Annotated in this window: 14 protein-coding genes and 1 pseudogene; 5 read left to right on the forward strand and 10 right to left on the reverse strand. The window is 73.9% G+C overall.

What is annotated here, in order from left to right; translation table 11 throughout:
- Window positions 1-14: 14 nt before the first annotated feature.
- A pseudogene (locus tag NX794_RS13970) lies at window positions 15-1136 on the reverse strand (acyl-CoA dehydrogenase family protein); the annotation flags it as partial.
- Between the two features lie 202 nt (window positions 1137-1338).
- On the opposite strand from NX794_RS13970, the gene NX794_RS13975 reads away from it, so the two are divergent.
- On the forward strand, window positions 1339-2931 hold the full coding sequence (locus tag NX794_RS13975; protein WP_309505993.1) for an AMP-binding protein: 1593 nt from the start codon (window positions 1339-1341) through the stop codon (window positions 2929-2931).
- Window positions 2932-2946: 15 nt separating this feature from the next.
- On the forward strand, window positions 2947-3759 hold the full coding sequence (locus tag NX794_RS13980; protein WP_258778817.1) for a PaaX family transcriptional regulator: 813 nt from the start codon (window positions 2947-2949) through the stop codon (window positions 3757-3759).
- 361 nt (window positions 3760-4120) lie between these two features.
- On the opposite strand, the gene NX794_RS13985 is transcribed toward NX794_RS13980, so the two are convergent.
- Both NX794_RS13985 and NX794_RS13990 read right to left on the reverse strand, forming a co-directional pair.
- Entirely contained in the window at window positions 4121-6424 is a 2304-nt protein-coding gene (locus NX794_RS13985; protein WP_258778818.1) for a bifunctional salicylyl-CoA 5-hydroxylase/oxidoreductase, read from the reverse strand.
- Window positions 6424-7251 carry an enoyl-CoA hydratase family protein gene (locus NX794_RS13990; protein WP_258778819.1) on the reverse strand — a complete coding sequence of 276 codons (828 nt, stop codon included), beginning with the start codon at window positions 7249-7251 and terminating at the stop codon, window positions 6424-6426. Before NX794_RS13990 ends, NX794_RS13985 begins: the two co-directional genes overlap by 1 nt.
- Before the next feature lie 212 nt (window positions 7252-7463).
- On the opposite strand from NX794_RS13990, the gene NX794_RS13995 reads away from it, so the two are divergent.
- Complete coding sequence (locus NX794_RS13995) at window positions 7464-7901, forward strand: ATP-binding protein (RefSeq protein ID WP_258778820.1); 438 nt, start codon at window positions 7464-7466, stop codon at window positions 7899-7901.
- Here NX794_RS13995 and NX794_RS14000 read toward each other — a convergent pair.
- The 3 genes from NX794_RS14000 to NX794_RS14010 form a co-directional block, all read right to left on the reverse strand.
- Window positions 7861-9306, reverse strand: coding sequence for an amino acid permease (locus NX794_RS14000; protein WP_258778821.1), 1446 nt, complete (start codon window positions 9304-9306; stop codon window positions 7861-7863). The genes NX794_RS13995 and NX794_RS14000 overlap by 41 nt on opposite strands.
- A 113-nt stretch (window positions 9307-9419) precedes the next feature.
- Window positions 9420-10436 (reverse strand): ornithine carbamoyltransferase, encoded by a 1017-nt coding sequence (gene argF, locus NX794_RS14005; RefSeq protein WP_258778822.1) that lies wholly within the window; start codon window positions 10434-10436, stop codon window positions 9420-9422.
- A 90-nt stretch (window positions 10437-10526) separates the two neighbouring features.
- The gene (locus NX794_RS14010) at window positions 10527-11750 is read right to left on the reverse strand and encodes an arginine deiminase (RefSeq protein ID WP_258778823.1); all 1224 of its coding nucleotides are present in this window, start codon (window positions 11748-11750) and stop codon (window positions 10527-10529) included.
- A gap of 171 nt (window positions 11751-11921) precedes the next feature.
- On the opposite strand from NX794_RS14010, the gene NX794_RS14015 reads away from it, so the two are divergent.
- A complete protein-coding gene (locus tag NX794_RS14015; protein WP_258778824.1) occupies window positions 11922-13106 on the forward strand; it encodes an SPFH domain-containing protein in 1185 nt (394 codons plus the stop codon).
- Window positions 13103-13993: a hypothetical protein gene (locus NX794_RS14020; protein ID WP_258778825.1), complete on the forward strand. Its 891-nt coding sequence runs from the start codon at window positions 13103-13105 to the stop codon at window positions 13991-13993. The genes NX794_RS14015 and NX794_RS14020 overlap by 4 nt, the downstream gene beginning before the upstream one ends.
- Before the next feature lie 46 nt (window positions 13994-14039).
- On the opposite strand, the gene NX794_RS14025 is transcribed toward NX794_RS14020, so the two are convergent.
- From NX794_RS14025 to NX794_RS14040, 4 genes are all read right to left on the reverse strand, one after another.
- Window positions 14040-16580, reverse strand: coding sequence for a polynucleotide kinase-phosphatase (locus tag NX794_RS14025; RefSeq protein WP_258778826.1), 2541 nt, complete (start codon window positions 16578-16580; stop codon window positions 14040-14042).
- Complete coding sequence (locus tag NX794_RS14030; RefSeq protein WP_258778827.1) at window positions 16577-18058, reverse strand: 3' terminal RNA ribose 2'-O-methyltransferase Hen1; 1482 nt, start codon at window positions 18056-18058, stop codon at window positions 16577-16579. The genes NX794_RS14025 and NX794_RS14030 overlap by 4 nt, the downstream gene beginning before the upstream one ends.
- A gap of 96 nt (window positions 18059-18154) precedes the next feature.
- On the reverse strand, window positions 18155-19078 hold the full coding sequence (locus tag NX794_RS14035) for an LLM class F420-dependent oxidoreductase (RefSeq protein ID WP_258778828.1): 924 nt from the start codon (window positions 19076-19078) through the stop codon (window positions 18155-18157).
- A gap of 364 nt (window positions 19079-19442) precedes the next feature.
- Complete coding sequence (locus NX794_RS14040) at window positions 19443-19931, reverse strand: DUF6099 family protein (RefSeq protein ID WP_258778829.1); 489 nt, start codon at window positions 19929-19931, stop codon at window positions 19443-19445.
- Window positions 19932-19948: the final 17 nt, after the last annotated feature.

A 19948-nucleotide genomic window follows, 5' to 3' on the forward strand; every position in this document is an offset into this window, starting at 1 on the left:
TGGGCGTCGGAATGGCGGGCTTCGGACTGGGCGTACAACTCCTTGGCGATGATGCCCCGTTGTACCTCGCTGGCGCCCTCGTAGACGCGGGGCGCGCGCACCTCGCGGTAGAGGTGTTCGAGCAGGTGGCCGCGGCGCAGGGCGCGGGCGCCGTGCAGTTGGACGGCGGTGTCCACGACGTACTGCGCGGTCTCGGTGGCGAGCAGCTTGGCCATCGCGGCGCGCCCCGGCACCCCGGGCGCCCCCGCGTCGTACGCCGTCGCCGCCGCGTACACCATCAGCCGGGCCGCCTCGGTGCGCAGCGCCATCTCGGCGACCTGGTGGGAGACGGCCTGGAGGTCGCTCAGGGTGCCGCCGAACGCCTCGCGGCGGCGGGTGTGGGCGAGGGTGGCGTCCAGGGCGGCCTGTGCCATGCCGACCGCGAACGCGCCGACGCTGGGCCGGAAGAGGTTGAGGGTGCCCATGGCGACGGCGAAGCCGCGGTCGGTCTCGCCGAGCACGTCGGCCGCGGTGACCGGTACGCCGTCCAGGTCGAGGGCGCCGATGGGGTGCGGGGAGAGCATCTCCAGCGCGGTGCCGGTGAGTCCGGGGCGGTCGGCGGGGACCAGGAAGGCGGTCACCCCGCGCGCTCCGGCGCCGGGTGAGGTGCGCGCGAAGAGAGTGTAGAAGTCGGCCTCGGGGGCGTTGGAGATCCAGCACTTGGCGCCGGTGAGCCGCCAGCCGGTGCCGTCCGGCTCGGCGGCGAGGGACAGCGCCGCCGCGTCGGAGCCGGCGCCGGGCTCGCTGAGGGCGAACGCGGCGACCGCGCTGCCGTCGGCGACGCGCGGCAGCCAGCGCTCGCGCTGCGCGGGCGTGCCGTGCGCGTGCACCGGGTGGGCGCCGAGGCCCTGGAGGGCGAGGGCGGTCTCGGCCTCGGTGCAGGCCTGGGCGAGGGACTCCCGCATCAGGCACAGGTCGAGGGCGCCGGAGGTGAACAGCCGGGCGAGCAGCCCGAGTCGGCCGAGTTCGGCGAGGAGCGGGCGGTTGACGCGGCCTTCCTCGCCCTTGTCGGCGAGCGGGCGCAGCCGCCGCGCGGCCAGTGCGCGCAGCCGCGCACACCAGGCGGTCTGCTCCGGTCCGAGTGAGAATGCGGACACCACGGTCCTCCCTCCGGGCCGGCCCCGCCGCGCCCTCGGTTTCCTCGCGCCCTCTTGCCGTCCTGCCCTCTCCCCCGACGTTATCGCGTACAGTTGACTGCCGTCACCAACACGATACGCTCCAGGCACGAGCCCACCAGGACGCCGGTGCACCTTCTCGACGCCCGTTCCCGCACTTGTCACGGCAAGGGGGCGAACCGCCATGCACCTCTCGGCCCACGTCGACACCTTCGCGCGCGACCATCTGCCGCCGCCGCACGAGTGGCCCGAGCTGCGGTTCGACCTGCCGGAGCTGCACTACCCCGACCGGCTGAACTGCGCCGAGGAACTGCTGTCCGGTGCCGACCCGGACCGCCCGGTGTTCCGGACCCCGGCCGGCACCGTGTGGTCGTACGGCGAGCTGCGCGGGCACGTCGACCGGATCGCGCACGTGCTCGGCGGCGACCTGGGCGTGGTCCCGGGCAACCGGGTGCTGCTGCGCGGACCCACCACGCCCTGGCTCGCGGCCTGCTGGCTGGCCGTGCTGAAGGCGGGCGCGGTCGCGGTGACGGTGCTCGCCCAGCAGCGCCCGCACGAGCTGGCGACGATGTGCGCGATCGCCGGGGTGCGGCACGCGCTGTGCGACGTCCGGGCGCTGGACGACCTGGTGAAGGCGGACATACCCGGGCTGCGGACCGCGGTGTACGGCGGTGACGGGCCCGACGACCTGCTGCGCCGCCCGGTGACCGGTGCTCCCTTCCCGGCCGTCGACACCGCCGCCGACGACGTCGCCCTGATCGCCTTCACCTCGGGCACCACGGGGCGCCCGAAAGGGTGCATGCACTTCCACCGGGACCTGCTCGCGGTCTCCGACACCTTCGCCCGGCACGTGCTGCGCCCGGAGCCCGGCGACGTCTTCGCGGGCAGCCCGCCGCTCGGCTTCACCTTCGGGCTCGGCGGTCTGGTGGTCTTCCCGATGCGGGCCGGCGCCAGCGCGCTGCTGCTGGAGCAGGCCGGCCCCCGGCAACTGCTGCCGGCCGTCGCCGCGCACCGGGTCTCGGTGCTGTTCACCGCCCCGACCGCGTACCGCGCGATGCTGGACGCGCTGGACGGGCACGACGTCTCCTCGCTGCGCCGCTGCGTGTCGGCCGGCGAGAACCTGCCCGCGGCCACCTGGCGGGCCTGGCACGAGCGCACCGGCCTCGGCATCATCAACGGCATCGGCGCGACCGAGCTGCTGCACATCTTCCTCTCCGCCGCCGACGAGCACGTCAGACCCGGCACGACCGGGGTGCCGGTGCCGGGCTGGCAGGCGCGGATACAGGACGCGGACGGCGAGCCGCTGCCCGACGGCCGGCCCGGTCTGCTGGCCGTGCGGGGCCCGGTCGGCTGCCGCTACCTCGCCGACCCGCGCCAGCGCGAGTACGTGCGCGACGGCTGGAACATCACCGGCGACACCTACGTCCGCGAACCCGACGGCTACTTCCGCTACGTGTCCCGCGCCGACGACATGATCATCTCGGCCGGGTACAACATCGCCGGCCCCGAGGTGGAGGACGCGCTGCTGCGCCATCCCGACGTGGTGGAGACGGCGGTCGTGGGCCGCCCGGACGAGACGCGGGGCCAGGTGGCGGTGGCGTACACGGTGCTGCGCGAGGGGGCACGCTGTGACGCCGAGGCGCTGCGCGCTTTCCTGACCGCCGAGTTGGCGCCCTACAAGTGTCCGCGCGAGTTCGTCTTCCTGGACGCGCTGCCGCGCACGGCCACCGGGAAGCTCCAGCGGTTCCGGCTGCGCACCGGGGGTGACCGGCAGTGACCCCGACGACCTAAAATGATCAACGTGTCCGAGCAGCACGCCCCCAGGTCCCTCATCGTCACGTTCTACGGCGCGTACGGCCGCTTCATGTCCGGCCCGGTGCCCGTCGCCGAGCTGATCAGACTCCTGGCCGCGGTCGGCGTGGACGCGCCCTCCGTGCGGTCCTCGGTGTCCCGTCTCAAACGCCGCGGCCTGCTGCTGCCGGCCCGCACCGAGTCCGGCGCGGCGGGGTACGAACTGTCCGCCGAGGCGCGCCAGTTGATGGGGGACGGCGACCGCCGTATCTACGCGGCGGCGCCGCCCGGGGACGCGGGCTGGGTGCTCGCGGTGTTCTCGGTGCCCGAGTCGGAGCGGCAGAAGCGACACGTGCTGCGCTCCCGGCTGGCCCGCCTGGGCTTCGGCACGGCGGCGCCCGGCGTGTGGATCGCCCCGGCGCGGCTGCACGAGGAGACCGAGCACACGCTGCGCCGGCTGCGGCTCGACCCGTACGTGGACTTCTTCCGGGGTGAGCACCTGGGGTTCGCGCCGACGGCCGAGGCGGTGGCCCGCTGGTGGGACCTGTCCGCGATCGCCAAGGAGCACGAGGGCTTCCTGCACGCGCACGCCCCGGTCCTGCACCGCTGGGAGCACCGCCCGGACACCCCGCCCGAGGACGCCTACCGCGACTACCTCCTCGCCCTCGACTCCTGGCGCCACCTCCCCTACACCGACCCGGGCCTGCCCACCCACCTCCTGCCCCCCGACTGGCCCGGCGCCCACTCGTCCCGCGTCTTCCACGACCTGCACACCCGACTGCGGGACGCGGGGGCGGAGTTCGCGGACGGGTAGCGACCGGCCGGCGCCGGGCGAGGGCCGCGCAAGCGCGGCGGGCCGGACCGGGGCCAGGCACCTGCGCTGTCCCCCGGCCCCGGCCTCGGCGAACCCCACCCACCGCCCCGCTTCACTCGGCAACACCGGACCGAGGAACAGAAGCAGAGGGGCGGGGAGATGACGCGGGCGCGGAGTTCGCGGGCGGCTAGCGATCGGCCGATGGCGGGCGAGAGCCACGCGAGCCCTCGCCCCTATCGGGACCGGGCCGCCCCCGCTGCCCCCGTCCCGGCCTCGGCGGACGCCGTCGGCCAGCCCTCCCCACACGGCGGTGCGGGACCGACGGGACGGGGGACGGGCGGGTGAGACGTGTTCCCGGTGCTCAGCCGTCCAGGGTGAGCCGGGGTTTCGGGGCGTCCGTGCGGCCCGTCGGGGGGCGGCGGCTGCCGGGGCGGTAGGGGGTGGGCCAGGGGGCGCCGGGGCCCTCGTAGGCCTGGTCGGCCGCCGCGTGCAGGGTCCAGTGGGGGTCGTAGAGGTGCGGGCGGCCCAGGGCGCACAGGTCCGCTCGGCCCGCCAGGATCAGGGAGTTGACGTCGTCCCAGGAGGAGATCGCGCCGACCGCGACGACCGGGACCCGGACCTCGCGCCGGACGCGTTCGGCGAACGGTGTCTGGTAGGAGCGCCCGAACTCCGGCCGTTCGTCGGCCACCACCTGCCCGGTGGACACGTCGATCGCGTCGGCGCCGTGCCGGGCGAAGGCGCGGGCGATCTCGACGGCCTCCTCGGGCGTGGTGCCGCCCTCGGCCCAGTCGGTGGCGGAGATCCGCACGGTCATGGGCCGTTCGGCCGGCCACACCGAGCGGACGGCGTCGAAGACCTCCAGCGGGAACCGCAGCCGCTTCTCCAGTGAGCCGCCGTACGCGTCGGTGCGGTGGTTGGTGAGCGGGGAGAGGAACCCGGAGAGCAGATAGCCGTGCGCGCAGTGCAGTTCGAGCAGGTCGAAACCGACCCGCGCGGCCCGCCAGGCGGCTGCCGTGAACTGTTCGCGGATATCGGTCAGTTGAGCGCGGGTGAGCTGGCGCGGGGTCTGGCTGCCCGGCTTGTACGGCAGTGGAGAGGCGGCGGCGACCGGCCAGTTGCCCTCGGGCAGCGGCTCGTCCATGCCTTCCCACATCAGCCGGGTGGAGCCCTTGCGGCCCGAGTGCCCGAGCTGGACGCCGATCGCGGTGCCGGGGGCGCGGGTGTGCACGAAGTCGGTGACGCGCCGCCACGCCTCCGCCTGCCGGCCGGTGTAGAGGCCGGCGCAGCCGGGGGTGATGCGGCCCTCCGCGCTCACGCACACCATCTCGGTCATGACGAGCCCGGCCCCGCCGAGCGCGCGGGCGCCGAGGTGGACCAGGTGGAAGTCGCCGGGGACGCCCTCGGCGGCGGAGTACATGTCCATCGGGGACACCACCACCCGGTTGCGCAGGGTCAGTCCGCGCAGCCGGAACGGCGTGAACATCGGCGGGGTGCCGGGCGGGCAGCCGGCCTCGCGCTCCACGGCCTCGGTGAAGCGGGCGTCGCGCAGCCGGAGGTTGCCGTGCGTGACCCGGCGGCTGCGGGTGAGCAGGTTGAAGGCGAACCGGCGCGGCGGCAGGTCGAGTTGGTGCCGCAGCTCCTCGAACCACTCCAGGCTGGCCCGCGCGGCCCGCTGGGTGGAGGCGACGACGGGCTTGCGTTCCGCCTCGTAGGCCGCGAGGGCGCCCGGCACGTCGGGCTGCTCCGCCAGGCAGGCCGCGAGGGCGAGGGCGTCCTCCACGGCCAGCTTGGTGCCGGAGCCGATGGAGAAGTGGGCGGTGTGGGCCGCGTCGCCGAGGAGGACGGTGTTGCCGTGCGACCAGCGTTCGTTGACGACCGTCCGGAAGGTGGTCCAGGCGGAGTTGTTGGAGCGCAGCGGACGGCCGCGCAGCGCCTCAGTGAAGATCTTGGCGCAGCGGGCCACCGACTCCGTCTCGTCCAGCTCCTCGAACCCGGCCGCCCGCCAGACCTCCTCGCGCATCTCGACGATCACGGTGGAGGCGTCGGCCGCGTACGGGTAGGCGTGCAGCTGCAGCACGCCGTGCTCGGTCTCGGCGATCTCGAACCGGAAGGCGTCGAGGGCGAAGTCGGCGGCCAGCCAGATGTAGCGGCAGCGGTGCGCGGTGATCCGGGGGCGGAAGACGTCGGCGTAGCGGGCGCGGGTGGCGCTGTGCACGCCGTCGGCCGCGACGACGAGGTCGTACTCCGCCGCCAGGGTGTCCGGGTCCGGCGCCTCGGTGCGGAACCTGATGCGCACGCCGAGGGCGTGGCAGCGCTCGTGCAGGATCTCCAGGAGGCGCCGGCGGCCGAGGGCGGCGAAGCCGTGTCCCCCGGAGGTCTGGTGGAAGGCGCGGTGGACGATGTCGATGTCGTCCCAGCGGACGAAGTCCCGGCACAGCGCCTCGTAGACGACCGGGTCGGCGTGTTCGATGCCGCCCAGGGTCTCGTCGGAGAGGACGACGCCGAAGCCGAAGGTCTCGTCGGGGGCGTTGCGTTCCCAGACGGTGATCTCGCGGGCCGGGTCGAGGCGTTTGAGCAGTGCGGCGGCGTAGAGGCCGCCCGGGCCGCCGCCGACGACCGCCACCCGGAGGTCCGCCCCCGGGCCGGCCGCCGCTCGCGCCGTCATCAGCGGCCCCGCCACTTCGGGGGGCGCTTCTCGGTGAAGGCCGCGTGGAACTCGGCGTAGTCCGCGCCGTTCATCAGCAGCGCCTGCGTCGAGGCGTCGAGTTCGATGGCGGCGGCCAGCGGCATGTCCAGCTCGGCGTTGAGCAGCGCCTTGGTCTGGGCGTACGCGAGGGCGGGACCGTCGGCCAGGCGGCGGGCCAGCGCCTGGGCGGCCTCGTCGGCGTGGCCCTCCTCGGTCAGCTCGCTGAGCAGGCCGATCCGCTCGGCCTCGGGGGCGCGTACCGGTTCGCCGAGCATGAGCAGGCGGGTGGCGTGGCCGAGACCGACGACCCGGGGCAGCAGATAGGCCGCGCCCATGTCGCCGCCGGACAGGCCGACGCGGGTGAAGAGGAAGGCGAAGCGCGCCGAGGGGTCGGCCACCCGGAAGTCGGCGGCGAGGGCGAGGACGGCGCCCGCGCCGGCCGCCACCCCGTGCACGGCGGCGACCACCGGGAAGGGGCACTCGCGGACCGCCCGGACCACCTGGCCGGTCATCCGGTTGAAGTCGAGCAGCTCGGCGGTGTCCAGGGACAGGGTGGCGCCGATGATCTCCTCGACGTCGCCGCCGGAGCAGAAGCCGCGGCCCTCGCCGGCCAGCACGAGGGCGCGTACCGCGCGCTCCCGGGAGAGTTCGGCGAGCAGGTCGCGCAGGTCGGCGTAGGCGCCGAAGGTGAGCGCGTTGAGCTTGTCGGGGCGGGCGAGGGTGACGGTGGCGACCCCGTCGGCGAGCTGGACGCGCAGGTGCTCCCAGTCGGAGGTGCGGGCGGCCGAGCCGGTGAAGGGACTCATGACGTGCGGCCTCCTAGGGCGGCGGTGCGTCACGTGGCAGCGGTGGTTGCCTCACGGTGCTACTCCACGAAGCTATCACCTGTTTGTGACTGTCGTCACGGGTACGCGACAGCGCGGCTGTCGGCGGGAGGCCGCCGCGGGTCCGTGGTGGCGGCCCCGTACCATTCCTACCGTTGAAAGCGGGACATCCTGCTCACCGAAACGGACTCGCCTTGTACGAACGCCCCGCCGGACCGGCCTCCTGGCGCGTCGCGCTGCCGCACACCGCCGCCGCGGTGCCGACGGCGCGGGCCCTGGTGCGCTCGGCGCTCACCGAGGTGGCGCACCCGGCCTGCCCCGACACCGCGGAGCTGCTCACGGCGGAGCTGGTGGCCAACGCGGTGGAGCACACCGCGGGGCGCGGCCCGATCGAGCTGGTGGTGGAGCTGCGGCCGGGCGGCTGCCAGGTCGAGGTGCACGACCCGGACCCGGCGCCGCCCGGCCATCTGACCCGGCCGGTGGTCGAGGAGCCCGACCCCTGGCAGGAGGGCGGGCGCGGGCTGCTGCTGATCCGCGCCCTCAGCTCGTCCTGCGGTCACCGCCCCACCCCGTCGGGCAAGGCGGTGTGGTTCACACTGCCTGCGGTTCCCGCTCAGCGGCGTCCGGCGTGACCGCGGCGGCCGGCCGGGCCAGCGTGGAGTGCCGGCGGCCGTAGGCGACGTAGACCAGCAGGCCCACCGCGAGGAACGCGGCGAACTGGAGCCAGGTCGTCCAGCCCGTCTCGTACATCAGGTACAGACAGAAGGCGACGCCGAGCAGCGGGCCCACCGGGTAGAGCGGCACCCGGAAGCTGCGGGTGAGGCCCGGCTCGCGGCGGCGCAGCGCGATCACCGCGATGTTGACGACGGCCATGATGGCGAGGGTGCCGATGGTGCACAGGTTCATCACCGCGTCGAGGGAGGCGAAGGCCGCCGGCAGCGCGAAGACGACGGCGACGATCAGGGTGCCGGCGACCGGCGTGGAGGTGCGCGGGGAGACCTTCTCGAAGACGCGCGGGATCAGGCCGTCCCGGGACATCGACATCAGGATGCGGGTCTGGCCGTACATCACGGCGAGGACCACGGAGGCGATGGCGACGACCGCGCCGAAGGCGATGACTCCGCCGCCGATGGAGGAGCCGGTGACCTGGTTGACGACGTAGGAGAGGGCCGCGGGGCGGCCGGCGACCTGGTCGCCGCCGATGGCGCCGATCGCGGCGACGGCGACCGCGCAGTACAGCAGGGTCACGATGCCCATGCAGACCATGATCGCGATCGGGATGTCCCGGCGCGGGTTCTTGGCCTCCTCGCCGGCGGTGGTGATCGCGTCGAAGCCGATGTAGGAGAAGAACGCGGCGGTGGTGCCGGCGCCGATGCCGCCGAGGCCGGCCGGCGAGAACGGCGTGAGGTTGCCGTCCTTGAAGGCGCTGTAGCCGATGGCGCAGAAGGCCAGCAGGATGACGAGCTTCACGGCGGCCATCGCGGCCGTCGCCCGGGCGCTCTCGCGCACCCCGCGCACCAGCAGCACCGAGGCCAGGGCGATGACGATCACGGCCGGCAGGTTCACGATGCCGCCGTCGCCGGGACCGGCCGACAGGACGGCCGGGAGCTGGAGGCCGGTGAGGCTGTGCAGCAGTTCGTTGACGTACTGGCTCCAGCCGACCGCCACGGCCGAGATGGAGATGCCGTACTCCAGCAGCAGGCACCAGCCGACCAGGAAGGCGGTGGACTCGCTGAGCCCGGCGTACGCGAAGGAGTACGAGGAGCCGGAGACCGGGATCGCGCCGCCCAGCTCCGCGAAGGAGAAGGCGGTGAAGACGCAGGTGATCGCGGCGAGCACGAAGGAGACGACGACGGCCGGGCCGGCCTGGGCGACGGAGTCGGAGAGGCCGACGAAGATGCCGGTGCCGACGATGGCGCCGACGCCGAAGCAGATGAGCTGGAAGAGGCCCATCGTGCGCTGGAGGCCGTGGCCCTCGCGGTCGGCTCCGGATTCGGCGACGAGCAGGTGCGGGGACTTGATGCGGGGAGCGGGCATACGGGTGGTGCTCGTTTCTGGTGGTGCGGGCGCCCCGGGTGGGGGCGCGGCGACGGCGGCGGAGTGGGTGGCTCCGGGCCGCCGGTCAGGATAAGGCCTGGTCGGGCGGGTGGCTACGGCCGTCGGGCGAGTGTGGCGACCAGCACGGCCTTGATGGTGTGCAGCCGGTTCTCGGCCTCGTCGAAGACGACGGAGTGCGCGGACTCGAACACCTCGTCACTGACCTCCAGGAAGGTCAGGCCGTAGGTCTCGTGGATGTCGCGGCCGACCTGGGTGTCCAGGTCGTGGAAGGCCGGCAGGCAGTGCAGGAACCGCACGTCCGGGTTGCCGGTGGCGCGCAGCACCTCCATGGTGACGGCGTAGGGCGCGAGGGCCGTGATCCGCTCGGCCCAGACCTCCTTGGGTTCGCCCATGGAGACCCAGACGTCGGTGGCGACGAAGTCGGCGCCCCGGACGCCCTCGTCGATGTCCTCGGTGAGCGTGACGGCGGCGCCGCTGCCCTCGGCGAGCTTGCGGGCGCGGGCCACGATCTCCTCGTCCGGCCAGTACCGGCGGGGGGCGACGATCCGGACGTCCATGCCGAGCAGCGCGCCGGTGACGAGGTAGGAGTTGCCCATGTTGAAGCGGGCGTCGCCGAGGTAGGCGAAGGCCGTCCGGTTCAGCGGCTTGGTGCTGTGCTCGGTCATGGTGAGCACGTCGGCGAGCATCTGGGTGGGGTGCCAGTCGTCGGTGAGGCCGTTGTAGACGGGCACGCCCGCGTACGCCGCCAGTTCCTCGACCTTGGCCTGGCTGTCGCCCCGGTACTGGATGCCGTCGAACATCCGGCCGAGTACCCGGGCGGTGTCCTTGACGGACTCCTTGTGCCCGATCTGGGAGCCGGCCGGGTCCAGGTAGGTGGTGTGGGCGCCCTGGTCGGCGGCGGCGACCTCGAACGCGCAGCGGGTGCGCGTCGAGGTCTTCTCGAAGACCAGCGCGATGGTGCGGCCCTGGAGGTACCGGGTCTCGGCGCCCGCCTTCTTGGCGGCCTTCAGCTCGGCGGCCAGCTCGACCAGCCCGCGGAACTCCTCCTCGGTGAAGTCCAGCTCCTTGAGGAAGTGGCGGCCGGCGAGGGCGGTCGGGACTGTCGCCATTTGGGGGGCGCTCCAGGGGTACGAGTACGGGACTGCTGGAAGTCTATACGACTGCCCACATTTATATGCACCCCCATCCGACTCGCACTCCTACACGGCGTCCCGCTGCACCGGGCAGCTCATGCACCGGGGGCCGCCCCGGCCCCGCCCCAGCTCGCTGCCCGGGATCTCGATCACCTCGATGCCCTGCTTGCGCAGATGCGTGTTGGTGGTCGAGTTCCGTTCGTAGGCGATCACGACACCGGGCTCGACGGCGAGGACGTTGCAGCCGTCGTCCCACTGCTCGCGCTGGGCGGCGTGCACGTCCTGGGTGGCGGTCAGCACCCGGATCTCGCCGAGGCCGAGGGCGGCGGCGATCGCGCGGTGCATGTGCTCCGGCGGATGGTCGGTGACCTTCAGCTCCTTCTCGCCGGCGCCCGGTTCGATGGTGTACGAGCGCAGCATGCCGAGCCCGGCGTACTGGGTGAAGGTGTCACCGTCGACCATCGTCATCACGGTGTCGAGGTGCATCAGCGCCCGTCGCTTGGGCAGGTCGAGGGCGACGATCGTGCGGGCCGAGCCCGCCGCGAACAGCCCCTGGGCCAGCATCTCCACCGCCTGCGGGGTGGTGCGCTCGCTCATGCCGATGAGCACGGCGCCGTTGCCGATCACCAGGACGTCGCCGCCCTCGATGGTGGAGGGGTAGTCGGCCTGGCCCCGGGACCAGACATGGAACGCCTCGTCCCGGAAGAGCGGGTGGTGCCGGTAGATCGCCTCGAAGTGCACGGTCTCGCGCTGCCGGGCCGGCCAGCGCATGGCGTTGATGGAGACGCCGTCGTAGATCCACGCCGAGGTGTCGCGGGTGAAGAGGTGGTTGGGCAGTGGGCGGAGCAGGAAGTCGTCCAGCTCCATGACATGGAAGCGGACGGAGGTCGGCTCGGCGTGCGCGGCGAGGAACTCCCGCTTGGTCATGCCGCCGACCAGGGCCTCGGCCAGTTCGGCCGGGGTCATCAGGTCGAAGGCGGCGCGCAGGTGGTCGGTGGCGAGGGGGCCGTACTCCTTCTCGTCGAAGACCCGGTCCAGGACGAGGGCCCGCGCCTGCGGGATCGCCAGGGTCTCGGTGAGCAGGTCGCCGAAGAGGTGGACGGCGACCCCGCGGTCGCGCAGCACGTCGGCGAACCCGTCGTGCTCGGCGCGCGCCCGGCGCACCCACAGCACGTCGTCGAAGAGGAGGGCGTCCTTGTTGCCGGGCGTGAGTCTTTTGAGTTCGAGATCCGGCCGGTGGAGTATGACGCGGCGCAGCCGCCCGGCCTCGGAGTCGACGTGGAATCCCATGCCTCCATCCTGACCATCGCGCCCCGGGTTATCCCGCCGCTCGCCGGTTTCCGCGCCCTCTTGTTACGCCCCCGTGTTTCACCCCTATGTTTCGCCCCCCTGTTCTCGTCCTCTTGACGACAAGTGGCGGTTCCGCTTATCGTCTCGATGACGAAAAACGGAGGGGTTCCCATGGCCGACATCACCCGGCGCCTCGGCCGGCGCCATCTGCGCGGCGCGCCGAGCGCACACATCCGGCACCACAATGCCGGACGCCTGGTCCACGACGGACCGGGGCTCAGCTTCTGGTTCCGCCCGCTGACGGCCGCGCTCTCCGAGATACCGGTGGACGACCGCGAGCTGGCCATGACCTTCCACGCCCGGACGGCCGACTTCCAGGACGTGACCGCGCAGGCGACGGTGACCTACCGCATCGCCGACCCGGCGCTCGCCGCCGCCCGCCTGGACTTCTCCATCGACCCGGACACCGGCGTCTGGCGCGGCACCCCGCTGGAGCAGCTCGGCACGCTGCTCACCGAGACGGCCCAGCAGCACGCCCTGGACGTCCTCGCCCGCACTCCGCTGTCGGCCGCGCTGGTGGACGGGGTGGCGGCGGTGCGCGAGCGGGTGGCGGCGGGGCTGGTAGCCGAGCCACGGCTGCCGGCCACCGGCATCGAGGTGGTGGCGGTGCGCGTGATGGCGCTGCGGCCGGAACCGGAGGTGGAGCGGGCGCTGCGCACGCCGGCCCGCGAGCAGATCCAGCAGGACGCCGACCGCGCCACCTACGAACGCCGGGCCGTGGCGGTGGAGCGGGAGCGCGCGATCGCGGAGAACGAGCTGGCCAGCAAGATCGAGCTGGCCCGGCGCGAGGAGCGGCTGGTCGAGCAGCGCGGCACCAACGCGCGCCGGGAGGCCGAGGAGCAGGCGGCGGCGGACGCGGTGCGCGCCGAGGCCGAGGCCGCCCGGTCGGTACGGCAGGCGGAGGCGGAGGCGACGCGTTCGGTGCGGCTGGCCGAGGCGGAGGCGGCCCGCTCGGTGAAGCTCGCGGAGGCGGAGGCCGCGCGGACGGCCGCCCTCACCGAGGCCGAGGTGGCGCGGGCCGGCAAGCTCGCCGAGGCGGACGCGGCCCGCTCGGTGCGGCTGGCCCGCGCGGAGGCCGAGGGCGCGCGCGAGGTCGGCGCGGCCGAGGCCGAGGCGCGGGCGGGCTGGCTGCGGGTGCACGCGGAGGCCGGTGTGGACGGTACGGCGACCCTGCGGGCGCTCACCGCGGCCCGGCTGGCGGAGAACCTGCCCCGGATCGACAGCGTGACCGTCTCCCCGGACATCCTGACCGGCCTGCTGGCCCGGCTGGGCGGTACGTCCGAGGACGCGGGGTGAGCCTCGCCCCGCGGGCCGTGCTGGTCCACCGCACCACGGAGTACGAGGAGTTGGTGGCCCGGCACGGCACGCACGGCCAGGCCGCCTTCTTCCTCGCCTCGCGCGGCCGGGACATCGAGGAGGTCGCCGAACGCCACCGCCGGACCCGCCGGGCCCTGGCCGAGGTGACCGCCGCGGTCCCGCTGACCTGGCGTCAGGCCCAGGTCGAGCGCGCCGACCTGGACCGGTTCCTGTTCGCCCCCGAGGACGTGGTCGTGGTCGTCGGCCAGGACGGCCTGGTCGCCAACGTGGCCAAGTACCTCACCGGCCAGCCGGTCCTCGGCATCGACGCCGAGCCCGGCCGCAACGCCGGGGTGCTGGTCCGGCACCGCCCCGCCGACGCGGCGAAGCTGCTGCCGGCCCGGGGCACGGTCTGCGACGAGCTGACCATGGTGGAGGCGGTGGCCGACGACACCCAGCGGCTGGTGGCCCTCAACGAGATCTACCTGGGCACGCCCGGCCACCAGACCGCCCGGTACCGCCTGGGCCTCGACGGCGACGGGGGTGCCGTCGAGGCCCAGGCCTCCTCCGGGGTGCTGGTCGGCACCGGCACCGGGGCGACCGGCTGGCTCCGCTCCGTCTGGCAGGACCGCGGCGCCCGTACGGCGCTCCCCTCCCCCACCGACGACCGCCTGGTGTGGTTCGTCCGCGAGGCCTGGCCCTCCCCGGCCACCGGCACCAGCCTGGTGGCCGGCGAGCTGGCGGCGACGGCGGCCCTGACCCTCACCGTGGAGTCGGACCACCTCATCGCCTTCGGCGACGGCATCGAGACGGACGCCCTGCACCTGACGTGGGGGCAGCGGGTAAGGGTGGGGGTGTGCGGGGAGCGGCTGCGGCTGGTCGGGTAGGGGTGCGCGAAGCGCCCCGGCGGTACCGGGGCGCTTCGCAGGTCGCCTACAGGCGCGGGTCCACCGGCTCCGACTCCAGGGCCAGCACCCCGAACACCGCCTCGTGGACGCGCCACAGGGGCTCGCCGTCCGCGAGCCGGTCCAGGGCCTCCAGGCCGAGGGCGTACTCGCGCAGGGCGAGGGACCGCTTGTGGTTGAGGAACCGCTGCCGCAGCCGGGCGAGGGTGTCCGGGCGGGTGTACTCGGGACCGTAGATGATCCGCAGGTACTCGCGGCCCCGGCACTTGACGCCGGGCTGCGCCAGCCGGCCGTCCGGGCGCCGGACCAGTGCGCCGAGGGGCTTGACGACCATGCCCTCGCCGCCCCGGCCGGTCATCTCCAGCCACCAGTCGACGCCCGCCCGTACCGACTCCGGGTCGCCGGTGTCGACGTACAGCCGCCGGGTGGTCTGGAGCAGCCCTGTGGGGTCGTGCTCCACCAGCCGGTCGAGCAGGGCCAGTTGCTCGTCGTGCGGCAGCGCGGCGAGGCTCCGGCCCTGGGCGGCGAGGATCTGGAAGGGCGCCAGGCGGACGCCCGCCAGGCCGTCGGTGGTCCAGCAGTAACGGCGGTAGGCGGCGGTGAACGCGCCCGCGTCGGCGGCGCGCTCGCGCTGCCGGTCCAGCAGGTCCGTCACGTCGGTGCCGCGCGCGGCGGCGGCCTCCAAGGCGGCCAGCGCGCCCGGGAACACCGCGCCGGAGGCGGCGCCGACGGCCGCGTACTGGCTGCGCAGCAGACCCGAGGCCTTCAGCGACCACGGCATCAGCTCGGCGTCCAGCAGCAGCCAGTCCGTGTCCAGTTCCTCCCACAGCCCGGCGTCCGTGACCGCCGCGCGCAGCCGGCCGAGGATCTCCTCGGTGACCGAGGCGTCGTCGAAGAACGGCCGCCCGGTACGGGTGTACAGCGCGCCGGTCGGGCCGGTCACGCCGAACCGCTTCTCCGCCGCCCCCGCGTCCCGGCACACCAGCGCCACGGCCCGCGAGCCCATGTGCTTCTCCTCGCACACGACCCGCTCGACCCCGTCCTCCGCGTACTGCGCGAACGCCTCGCGCGGGTGCTCCAGATAGCCCTCCTCGCGGGAGGTGGCCGTCGGTGCCATGGTCGGCGGCAGGTACGGCAGCAGGCGCGGGTCGACGGCGAAACGGCTCATGACCTCCAGGGCCGCCGCCGCGTTCTCCTCGCGTACGGCCACCCGCCCGGCGTGCCGGGTCTCCACCGTCCGGCGGCCGTGCACGTCGGACAGGGCCAGCGGCCGGCCGTCCTGTCCACCGGGCGCCTCGGTGCGCAGCGGCCTGGCCGGCTCGTACCAGACCCGCTCGGCCGGTACGTCGACCAGCTCGCGCTCCGGCCAGCGCAGCGCGGTCAGCTTGCCGCCGAAGACGGCACCGGTGTCCAGGCAGATGGTGTTGTTCAGCCAGGTCGCCTCGGGCACGGGGGTGTGGCCGTACACCACGGCCGCCCGGCCCCGGTAGTCCTCGGCCCACGGGTAGCGCACCGGCAGCCCGAACTCGTCGGTCTCGCCGGTGGTGTCGCCGTACAGCGCGTGCGAGCGGACCCGGCCGGAGGTGCGGCCGTGGTACTTCTCGGGCAGGCCGGCGTGGCAGACCACCAGTCGGCCGCCGTCGAGGACGTAGTGGCTGACGAGTCCGTCCAGGAACGCCCGCACCCGGTCCTTGAACTCCTCGCTCTCGCCCTCCATCTGCGCGATGGTCTCGGCGAGCCCGTGGGTGTGCTGGACCTTGCGGCCCTTGAGGTGGCGGCCGTACTTGTTCTCGTGGTTGCCGGGCACGCACAGCGCGCCACCCGCCTCCACCATCGCCATCACCCGGCGCAGCACGCCCGGGGTGTCCGGGCCCCGGTCCACCAGGTCGCCGACGAACACGGCGGTGCGGCCCTCGGGGTGCGTGCCGTCGACGTATCCCAACTTGGCGAGCAGCGACTCCAGTTCGGCGGAGCAGCCGTGGATGTCGCCGATGATGTCGAACGGGCCGGTGAGATGGGTCAGGTCGTTGAAGCGCTTCTCGGTGACGACGGTGGCGCTCTCGGCCTCCGCCACCCCGCGCAGCACGTGCACCTTGCGGAAGCCCTCGCGCTCCAGGCTCCGCAGGGAGCGGCGCAGTTCGCGGACGTGCCGCTGGATCACCCGGCGGGGCAGGCCGGCGCGGTCGGCGCGGGCCGCGTTGCGCTCGGCGCACACCTCCTCGGGCACGTCGAGCACGATGGCGATGGGCAGCACGTCGTACTTCCACGCCAGCTCGACCAGTTGGCGCCGGCTGTCCTGCTGCACGCTGGTGGCGTCCACGACGGTACGGCGGCCGGCGGCCAGGCGTTTGCCCGCGATGTAGTGCAGGACGTCGAAGGCGTCGCCGGAGGCGCTCTGGTCGTTCTCGTCGTCGGCGACCAGGCCCCGGCAGAAGTCGGAGGAGATCACCTCGGTGGGCTTGAAGTGCCTGCGGGCGAAGGTCGACTTGCCGGAGCCGGAGGCGCCGACGAGGACGACCAGGGAGAGGTCGGTGACGGGGAGGGCCCGTCCCGTACGGGTCTCGGTCATGCCGCCTTCGCCTCCTTCTCGGTGTCGTGCTCGCGGGTGTCGCCGAGGTGGAACTCGGCCAGCTGGGTGGGCGGGCCCACCTCGGGGTCGTCGGGGCCGACGGGCCGGAACCCGACGGTGTAGCCGTGCCGTTCGGCCACGGCCGTCGCCCAGGCGCGGAACTCCTCGCGGGTCCACTCGAAGCGGTGGTCGCCGTGCCGGACGTGTCCGGCGGGCAGCGTCTCCCAGCGCACGTTGTACTCGACGTTCGGGGTGGTCACGAGGACCGTGCGCGGGCGGGCGTGCCCGAACACGGCGTACTCCAGGGCGGGCAGCCGGGGCAGGTCGAGGTGCTCGATGACCTCGCTGAGCACGGCGGCGTCGTAGCCCCCCAGCCGGGTGTCGGTGTAGGCGAGGGAGCCCTGGAGGAGCCGGACGCGGGAGGCCTGCCGCTCGCCCATGCGGTCCAGCTTCAGCCGCCGGGAGGCGATGGTGAGGGCCCGCACCGACACGTCGACGCCGACGATCTCGGTGAACCGGGCGTCCTTGAGCAGCGCCTGCACCAACTGGCCCTGGCCGCAGCCGAGGTCGAGGACGCGCGCGGCACCGCACTCGCGCAGCGCGGCGAGGATGGCGTCCCGGCGCCGGACGGCGAGCGGGGTCGGCTTCTCCTCGTCCTCCGTCTCCTGTGCCACGGCGTTGTCGATCCGCTCGACCTCGCTGTCGTCGGCCTCGGCGAGCCGCACCAGTTCCAGACGCTCCATCGCCTGCCGGGTCAGCGACCAGCGGCGGGACAGGTAGCGGTTGGTGATCAGCTTCAGCTCCGGGTGGCCGGACAGCCAGCCCTCGCCGGCCCGGAGCAGCTTGTCGACCTCGTCGGAGGCGACCCAGTAGTGCTTGGCGTCGTCCAGCACCGGCAGCAGCACGTACAGGTGGCGCAGCGCCTCGGCGAGGGTCAGCGTCTGCGACTCCAGGACGAGGCGGACGTACCGCGAGTCGCCCCACTCGGGGAACTCGGTGTCGAGCGGCACCGGGTCCACGCTCGCGTCCCAGCCGAGCGGCGCGAACAGGCGCCGTACCAGCTCGGCGCCGCCGCGGGCGGGCAGGGCCGGGATCTCGATGCGCAGCGGCAGCGGGGCGGCGGCCCGCTCCGGACGGGCGTCGCACACACCGCGCAGGGCGCTGGAGAACACGGCGCTGAGCGCGACCGCGACCAGCGAGGAGGCGGCGTAGGGGCGGTCGTTGACGTACTGCGCGAGGGCCGCGTCCGGGGCGCCGCCGCGGCCCTTGCCCTTGCCGCGCCGGACCAGCGCGACCGGATCGACCTCCAGCAGCAGCGCGGCCGTGCAGCGTTCGTCCGCCGCCTCTGGGTAAAACACGTGGGCCGTGCCGTGGGAGGTGGAGAACCGCTGTGCCTTCCCGGGGTGCTTGTGCAGCAGGTACCCGAGGTCGGTGGCCGGATGGGCGGCGTCGCCGCGCGTGGAGATCGTCAGGAACACGTGTCCGAGTGTTCCTGGCGTACGGCGCGTTGACCACAGGTTTTCCGCGCGGTGAGCCCCCGCCCGCCGGTCGGGAGGGCGGGGGCGGCGCTCGGGCTACGACAGCTGGGACTGGACCTGGGAGGAGATCAGCTCCAGGTGGTCCAGGTCGTCGAGGTCGAGCATCTGGAGGTAGATCCGCTGGGCGCCGATCTCGGCGTACCGGCCGATCTTGTCGACGACCTCGGCCGGCGAACCCGCCAGGCCGTTGGCCTTCAGCTCGTCCACCTCGCGGCCGATCACCGCGGCCCGCCGGGCCACCTCCTGGTCGTCCCTGCCGACACAGGCCACGAGCGCGTTGGAGTACGTCAGCGCGTCCGCGCCCCGGCCGGCCGCCTCCGCCGCCGCGCGCACCCGGCCGAACTGCCGCTCGCTGTCCTCGACCGAGGCGAACGGGATGTTGAACTCGTCCGCGTACTGGGCGGCGAGCCGCGGGGTACGGGTGGCGCCGTGGCCGCCGATGAGCACCGGCACCTTCCGCTGGGCCGGCTTGGGCAGCGCGGGCGACTCGGTGAGGTCGTAGAACGTGCCGTGGAAGTCGAAGGTCTTGCCGACCTCGGTGGCCCACAGCCCGGTGACGATCGCGAGCTGCTCCTCCAGCCGCGCGAACTTCTCCTTCGGGAACGGGATGCCGTACGCCTTGTGCTCCTCCTCGAACCAGCCCGCGCCGAGGCCCAGTTCGACGCGTCCGCCGGACATCTGGTCGACCTGGGCGACCTGGATGGCGAGCACGCCGGGCAGCCGGAAGGTGCCGGCCGTCATCAGGGTGCCGAGGCGGATGCGCTTGGTCTCGCGGGCCAGGCCGGCCAGGGTGATCCAGGCGTCGGTGGGGCCGGGGAGGCCGTCCCCGCCGCCCATGCGGACGTAGTGATCACTGCGGAAGAAGGCGTCGAAGCCCAGGTCCTCGGTGGCCTTGGCCACGGTGAGCAAGGTGTCGTACGTGGCCCCCTGCTGGGGCTCGGTGAAGATGCGAAGGTCCATACACCCATCCTGCACGCCGACCGCCCCGGCAACCTCGCCGGGACCGCCCGGCACGGCCGACCACGGTCGGGTGAAAGTCGCCGGGCGGGGTCGGGGCCGGTGACGCGGCCGGATGGTGGCCGGTGGGCGGTGGGCGGTGGGAGCCGAGGCGTCCGGTCCGGTGCCTGCCTGGCCGGGGGCCCGGAAGGCCGTGCCGCCAGGAGGGTCGGCCGGTTGACGGGGGCCTCGCTGCCCTGCGGTGACTCCGCCGGGTGGGGGATGGGGTTGCCGGAGTGACGTCCGGGCCGTGGCGTCGGCCGAGCGGACATGCGGGCCGCTCGGGCGGGTGGGCCGGGTCCGGGCGGGGGCCGACCGGGGCCGGGGCTCAGACTCCCGTCGGGCTGTTCTCGCTGCCGCTCTCCCGTAAGACCTCCTCCCGGGCCGCCAGCTTGCGGAGCATCTCCAGGACGCGGTCCCGGGACTCGTCGGCCGCGTCGATGGCCTCCATGCACTGCCAGTACGTCGTCTCGTCGGCCGCTCCGCTCGCCATGCCGACCAGCGCGATGCCGACCTCCCCGAGCAGGCCGCCGAGGCAGATCAGCGTCTCCCGGGCGTCGTCCAGCTCGGTCAGCTGCGCGGCCCGCAGGTCGGCGGTGTCGAGTTCGGGCGGGTCGAGCACTCCGCAGCCGCGGCCCGCCAGTTCGGTCAACCCCAGTGCCTCGCCGCGCAGTTCGGGTGGTCCGGAGACCGCGAGGCGGCTGCCGATCGCCTGCGCCAGGGCCTGCGCCTGCCACACCTCCGTCATGATCTCGGCCGTCTCGGCACCGCCCGCCAGGGCCCGCCGGCTCGTGAGGATGAGTCTTACCGCTTCCATGTGTCGCCCCCGTCCCG

It is taken from the genome of Streptomyces pyxinicus, from assembly GCF_024753135.1.
Classification (GTDB): Bacteria; Actinomycetota; Actinomycetes; order Streptomycetales; family Streptomycetaceae; genus Streptomyces; species Streptomyces pyxinicus.